Here is a 6,280-nt window from a genome sequence, read left to right as displayed (position 1 = left end):
GTCTTATATAATATCCTCGTAAATGATAATAAAAACAAAAAAACAAAGTAATTTACAAAAATATAGATTATATATAAAATTTAATTTATATATAAAACAAAAGAAAAGGTAGGTATTTAAAATGAATATACTATTGATATTACTTATTTTGATTATTATTTTAATAAGTATAAATAGAAAAAGAAAGAAAATTAATCCAGGAGAAAAAGAAGTAAAAGATATATTAAGTAGAATAAAAGGATATAAACTTCTTAATGATATAATGATTAAAAGTAACAATGGTACAAGTCAAATAGATCATATACTTATAGGGAAAAAAGGTATCTTTGTCATTGAAACAAAAGATTATAGTGGAATGATATATGGAGATGAGTATTCTAGAGAATGGACTCAAGTGATAAATTCAAAAAAGAATAAATTTTATAATCCAATAAGGCAAAATTATGGACATATTAAAACTTTAGAGAAACACATAGATAGAAAGAATATTTTTATTTCTATAATAGTTTTTACTAATAAATCTACTTTAAAAAAAATAGAAACTGACACTCCTGTTATCCAAGTAAAAAAACTAAAAAGATTTATTAGAAAATATAAATCTAATAATATGTTAACTAAAGAAGAGATAGATAATATGTATAATTTGATAAAAAAAAATAATATTAATAGCAATAGAGAAAGAAAAAAGCATGTAAAAAGAATATCAAGAATTATTTCATAAAAGTGTGAATTTTATGGTTCACACTTTTTTATACTAACTTCACCAGAAGATAGTAATCTAACGCTACCATCTTCCATTTTTACTTTAAGTTTGCAATCATCATCAATTTCTAGTACTATAGCTTTTTCAAAATTATTTTTAGAATGAATAATTATATTTTTTCCTATTAATAAGGATCTCTTTTTATATGAGTCTATAAATGACCTATTTTCAATATTTTCATAATAAACCCAGAATCTATTTAAAATTTCTGAGATAAGCTTACTTCTTATATTTTCTAACAATGGAGTATCATTATCTAATATACTTGTTGCAATATCTTTAATTTCATCTGCAAATCCTTTTTCAGGTTCTTTGACATTTATACCAATACCTAAAATAACATAATCAACCATTCCACTTTCAAAATCCATAGATGCTTCTGTTAATATTCCACATACTTTTTTATTATCACAATATATGTCATTAACCCACTTTATTTTAGTTTCTTTATTACAAACTAAATCTATAGATTCTGAAACAGCAACAGCTGCAGCAATAGTTATAAGAAAAGCATTTGATGCATGTAATTTTGGTCTTAATACAATACTCATATAAATTCCTGTTCCTTTAGGTGAATAGAATTTTCTATTAAATCTACCACGGCCCTTAGATTGTTCCTCAGCAATAATTATTGTACCTTCATTTGCACCCTTAATTGCAAGTTCCTTAGCTAAATCATTAGTTGAAGTTATGGTTTTATAGACACTAATATTAAAATTTGTTGTATTTTTATTATTTAGGTATTTAGTAATACTTTGAGGAGATAATATATCAGTATCTATCGAAAGACAATAACCTTTATTTTTCACTGCTAATATATTGTAACCTTCATTTTGTAATATTCTTATTGATTTCCAAACAGCATTTCTACTTACAGAAAGATTTTTTGCTATTTCAGTGCCTGAGATAAAATCTCCCTTATTATTTTCTAATACATATAATGTTTTATTTTTTACACTCATATTTTCTCCTATAATATAATTTTTTATAAAAATATTATAACATAAACATTGTCAACTTTTAATTAATGATTGGTTGACTAATGTTTTGATATAAATTATTATATAAATATATTTCCAATACGATTATTTTCCAAAGGTATATTGTATTTGTAGAATTAGAAAGTGAGAACTTAATATGAAAATAAGAAATTTGACAAAAGTATCAATTTGTATAGCAATAATTTGTATATCATCATATATTGCTTTTCCATTACCATTTACGCCTATAATGATTACTGCTCAAACAATAGCAATTAATATAACTGCATTAATTCTTAAACCTAAAGAATCATTTTTAGCAGTAGCAGTATATATTTTCTTAGGTATTTTTGGGTTACCAGTTTTTTCGGGTGGGACAAGTGGCTTAGGTAAATTATTTGGACCAACTGGTGGATTTATAATAGGCTTTCTGATTGTATCACCATTAATTAGTTATTTAAAGGGAAAAAACAATAATTTTAAAAGATATTTAACCATAACTATATTAGTCGGAATGATTTTTTTATACGCAATTGGATCTATATATATGAGTATGATACAAAATATAGGTATAATATCAGCATTATCATTAGCGGTATTTCCTTTTATAATAGGAGATTTTTTTAAATGTTTTTTTAGTGTAATAATAGCAATTAAATTAAATAAAGTTATTGAATAGATAAAAATATAAAGCATTGAGTAATCACTGCTTTATATTTTTATGGAGAATATTTATATAATATAGGTTAATTCTTTAGAAAAAAACAATAAATTAAAGATAATAAGACTTAAATTATAAATTACAAGGAATTATGTCCAAAATGTTAATTTTTTTTAAATATATTGATGTGGACATTAAAAGTTTAGGAGATTATAATAAGTTGAAGTAATTTTATGGCAAGTAAATAAAGGAGATAAATAAAAATGAATAAAAAAATTACTGCAGCATCTTTACTCGTAGCATTAGGAATAGTTTATGGAGACATTGGTACATCACCATTATATGTTATGAAATCAATGTTAGGAGTAAACAATGGATATGTTTCTAAAGGATTAATATTAGGGGGAGTATCTTTAGTCTTTTGGACATTAACATTACAAACAACTATAAAATATGTATTGATAACACTAGAAGCAGATAATAAAGGTGAAGGAGGAATATTTTCTCTATATACATTAGTAAGAAAGAATGCTAAGTGGTTAATAATTCCTGCTGTTGTTGGAGGGGCTTCCTTACTTGCAGATGGAATGATAACTCCACCAGTAACCGTAACATCTGCTATAGAAGGGTTAACATTAGTTTTTCCTATTGAAACTAATGGGATAATTATAATTGTAATTAGTATATTAACAGTATTATTTTTACTTCAAAGATTTGGAACAGATGTAATTGGAAAGATGTTTGGACCAATGATGGTAATATGGTTTTTAATGTTATTTGTATTGGGATGTACTAATATTCTACAATATCCTCAAATAATTAAAGCATTAAATCCCTATTATGGAATACATTTATTGTTTACAAGTCCTAGAAGTGTATATATTCTAGGGGCTGTATTTCTATGTACGACTGGTGCTGAAGCTTTATATTCTGATCTTGGACATTGTGGAAGGAAAAATATTCACTATACGTGGATATTTGTTAAAATATGCTTAGTAATTAATTATTTAGGACAAGGAGCTTGGCTGCTATTAAGAGAAGGAAAAGTAATTGAATCAAATCCATTTTTCCTAATTATGCCAAATTGGTTTGTAGTTACAGGAACTATAATTGCAACTATAGCAGCAATAATTGCTAGCCAAGCTTTAATTACAGGATCATTTACTCTTGTGTCAGAAGCAATAAAGTTAAATATGTTCCCAAAGCTTAAAGTCAGATATCCAAATGATGATAAAGGTAAAATTTATATACCAGCAGTTAATTATTTATTATATATTGGATGTGTATTATTAGTTCTTAAATTTAAAAAATCAGAAAATATGGAAGCTGCATATGGTTTGGCAATAACTATAACTATGTTAATGACAACTATATTATTAAATCAATATTTAAAATATAATAAAAAGAAAAAAGCTATTTCTATTATTGTATTTATAATTTTTATACTTATTGAAGGAAGTTTCTTATATGCAAATTTATTTAAGTTTATTCATGGAGGATATGTAACAATTATAATTTCTGGAGCACTTATTTTCTTAATGTATATTTGGATATATGGTACCAAGATAAGAAAAAGATTTAGTCAATATGCATCTATATTAGATTTTAAAAATAATTTAGAATCATTAAAAGAAGATGAAGAGCTTCCTTTATATGCTACAAATCTTGTATATTTAACAGAATCTCAAAATTATAAAGAAATAGAAAGCAAAATTATTTATTCTATTTTTAATAAACAACCTAAGAGAGCAAAATTTTATTGGTTTATAAATGTGAAAGTAACTGATGAACCATATACTACAGAGTATAGTGTAAAAACTATTGTTCCTAATGAAGCTTTCAGTGTTCAATTCAAACTTGGATTTAGAGTAGACCAAAAAATAAATGTATTTTTACATCAAATAATACAAGATTTAGTTAGAACTGGAGAAGTAAAATATAATCCTAAAGATTATATGATAGCTTATAATGGAAGATGTGTAGTTGGAGATTTTAAATTTGTACTTTTAGAAGAAACACTTTCAAATGAAAGTGAACTATCTAGATGGGATAACTTTATAATTAGTACAAAACTTTTAATAAAAAAGGTAACTGTATCTCCTGCAAAATGGTTTGGAATAGATACAAGCATTGTTAAAATAGAAAAAGTACCAATAATAATTGGTAATAAGGAAACAATAGTATTGAAAAGAATAGATTAATTAAAAGAATAGGACTACGATTAATATTTTCGTAGTCTTATTCTTTTATTATATTATAAAAATGATATAATAAAATAAAAGATAATATTTATTATTTAAAAATAAATATCAATATTAGTATAATAATGATTTATATGTTAAAAATATATAAGAACTATTTAATGTGAAAGGAAGAAAAATGAAAGAAAATGATATAAATTTTAATTTTGATAATAGTTATTTAAAGCTTTCAGATTTATTTTATACAATTCAATACCCTAGTAAAGTTACAAAACCTAAATTAGTTATGTTTAATGATAGTTTAGCAAAAGAAATAGGATTAAATTCAGAGGCTTTAAAAAGCTATAGTGGTGTTGAAATACTAGCAGGTAATTCAATTTATGAAGGAAGCACTCCAATTTCTCAAGCTTATGCAGGACATCAATTTGGACATTTTACAATGCTTGGAGATGGTAGAGCTATATTATTAGGAGAGCACATAATAAATGATAAAAGACTAGATATTCAATTAAAAGGAGCAGGAAGAACACCTTACTCAAGAGGTGGTGATGGAAAGGCAGCACTTGGTCCTATGCTTAGAGAATATATTATAAGCGAAGCTATGTATGGACTTAAAATACCAACTACACGTAGTTTAGCTGTAGTAGAAACAGGTGAATCAATAATCAGAGAAAAAATAGAACCAGGAGCAGTTTTAACTCGTATAGCATCAAGTCACATACGGGTTGGTACTTTTCAATATGCAGCAAGATTTACAAGCTATAAAGATTTAAAAGCTTTAGCAGATTATACTCTAGAAAGACATTATAAAGAAGGGTTAGAAAAAGAAAATCCATATTTATATCTATTAAAAGAAGTGATAAAAAAACAAGCAAGTTTAGTATCTAAATGGATTCAAGTTGGTTTTATACATGGAGTTATGAATACTGATAATGTCACTATAAGTGGAGAAACAATAGATTATGGTCCTTGTGCATTTATGGATACTTATAATCCTAATACAGTTTTTAGTTCTATAGATTATCAAGGAAGATATGCTTATGCTAATCAAAGATATATTATTGCTTGGAATTTAGCACGCTTTGCTGAAACTTTAATACCGTTATTAAGTGATAGTGAGAAAGAGGCCATAAATTTAGCTCAAAAAGAAATTTCAAAATTTGATGAAATATATAAGGGAAATTATATTTTAGGAATGAGAAAGAAGTTAGGTCTATTTACTAATATAGAAGAGGATGAAAATTTAATAAATGACCTTTTAAATTTAATGAATAAATATGAGGCTGATTATACAAATACTTTTAGAAATTTAACCTTAGGAAAAAAAGACGATATTATAATGTTCGAAACAGAAGAATTTAAAAAATGGAATAATAGGTGGAAGGAAAGATTAAGTAAAGAAAATAAATCTGAAGAAGAAATAGTTAAACTTATGAAAAGTATGAATCCATCAATTATACCAAGAAATCATCGTGTAGAAGAAGCAATAGAAGCAGCAGTTAAAAATAATGACTATACTGTAATTAATAATCTTTTAAATGCTTTATCTGATCCATTTGATTATATAGAGGATAAAGAAGAATACACTAAACTACCAAAACCAACTAATATTCCTTATAGAACATTTTGTGGAACATAAAAATAATAATCAATAAAAGAGGTAACCATAATTATG

The 6,280-nt window shown here is 25.0% G+C and carries 5 protein-coding genes; 4 read left to right on the top strand and 1 reads right to left on the bottom strand.

What is annotated here, in order from left to right:
- Nucleotides 1-121: 121 nt before the first annotated feature.
- Nucleotides 122-721 (top strand): nuclease-related domain-containing protein, encoded by a 600-nt coding sequence (locus H9660_RS11440; protein WP_191750511.1) that lies wholly within the window; start codon nucleotides 122-124, stop codon nucleotides 719-721.
- Nucleotides 722-732: 11 nt separating this feature from the next.
- On the opposite strand, the gene H9660_RS11435 is transcribed toward H9660_RS11440, so the two are convergent.
- Complete coding sequence (locus H9660_RS11435; RefSeq protein WP_191750510.1) at nucleotides 733-1,725, bottom strand: biotin--[acetyl-CoA-carboxylase] ligase; 993 nt, start codon at nucleotides 1,723-1,725, stop codon at nucleotides 733-735.
- Between the two features lie 175 nt (nucleotides 1,726-1,900).
- Between H9660_RS11435 and H9660_RS11430 the strand changes: the two genes are divergently transcribed.
- From H9660_RS11430 to H9660_RS11420, 3 genes are all read left to right on the top strand, one after another.
- The gene (locus H9660_RS11430) at nucleotides 1,901-2,422 is read left to right on the top strand and encodes a biotin transporter BioY (RefSeq protein ID WP_191750509.1); all 522 of its coding nucleotides are present in this window, start codon (nucleotides 1,901-1,903) and stop codon (nucleotides 2,420-2,422) included.
- A gap of 245 nt (nucleotides 2,423-2,667) precedes the next feature.
- Nucleotides 2,668-4,605: a KUP/HAK/KT family potassium transporter gene (locus H9660_RS11425; RefSeq protein ID WP_191750508.1), complete on the top strand. Its 1,938-nt coding sequence runs from the start codon at nucleotides 2,668-2,670 to the stop codon at nucleotides 4,603-4,605.
- Nucleotides 4,606-4,783: 178 nt separating this feature from the next.
- A complete protein-coding gene (locus tag H9660_RS11420; protein WP_191750507.1) occupies nucleotides 4,784-6,244 on the top strand; it encodes a protein adenylyltransferase SelO in 1,461 nt (486 codons plus the stop codon).
- Nucleotides 6,245-6,280 lie beyond the last annotated feature (36 nt).

The sequence above is a fragment of the Clostridium gallinarum genome (assembly GCF_014836325.1).
In the GTDB taxonomy this organism is placed as follows: domain Bacteria; phylum Bacillota; class Clostridia; order Clostridiales; family Clostridiaceae; genus Clostridium; species Clostridium gallinarum.
The sequence above is the reverse complement of the archived record's forward strand: the minus strand, read 5'-3'. Positions and strand labels throughout refer to the sequence as shown.

Coding starts and splice junctions, on each gene's coding strand:
- H9660_RS11440 (WP_191750511.1), top strand. CDS start 122: ATGAATATACTATTGATATTACTTATTTTGATTATTATTTTAATAAGT.
- H9660_RS11435 (WP_191750510.1), bottom strand. CDS start 1,725: ATGAGTGTAAAAAATAAAACATTATATGTATTAGAAAATAATAAGGGA.
- H9660_RS11430 (WP_191750509.1), top strand. CDS start 1,901: ATGAAAATAAGAAATTTGACAAAAGTATCAATTTGTATAGCAATAATT.
- H9660_RS11425 (WP_191750508.1), top strand. CDS start 2,668: ATGAATAAAAAAATTACTGCAGCATCTTTACTCGTAGCATTAGGAATA.
- H9660_RS11420 (WP_191750507.1), top strand. CDS start 4,784: ATGAAAGAAAATGATATAAATTTTAATTTTGATAATAGTTATTTAAAG.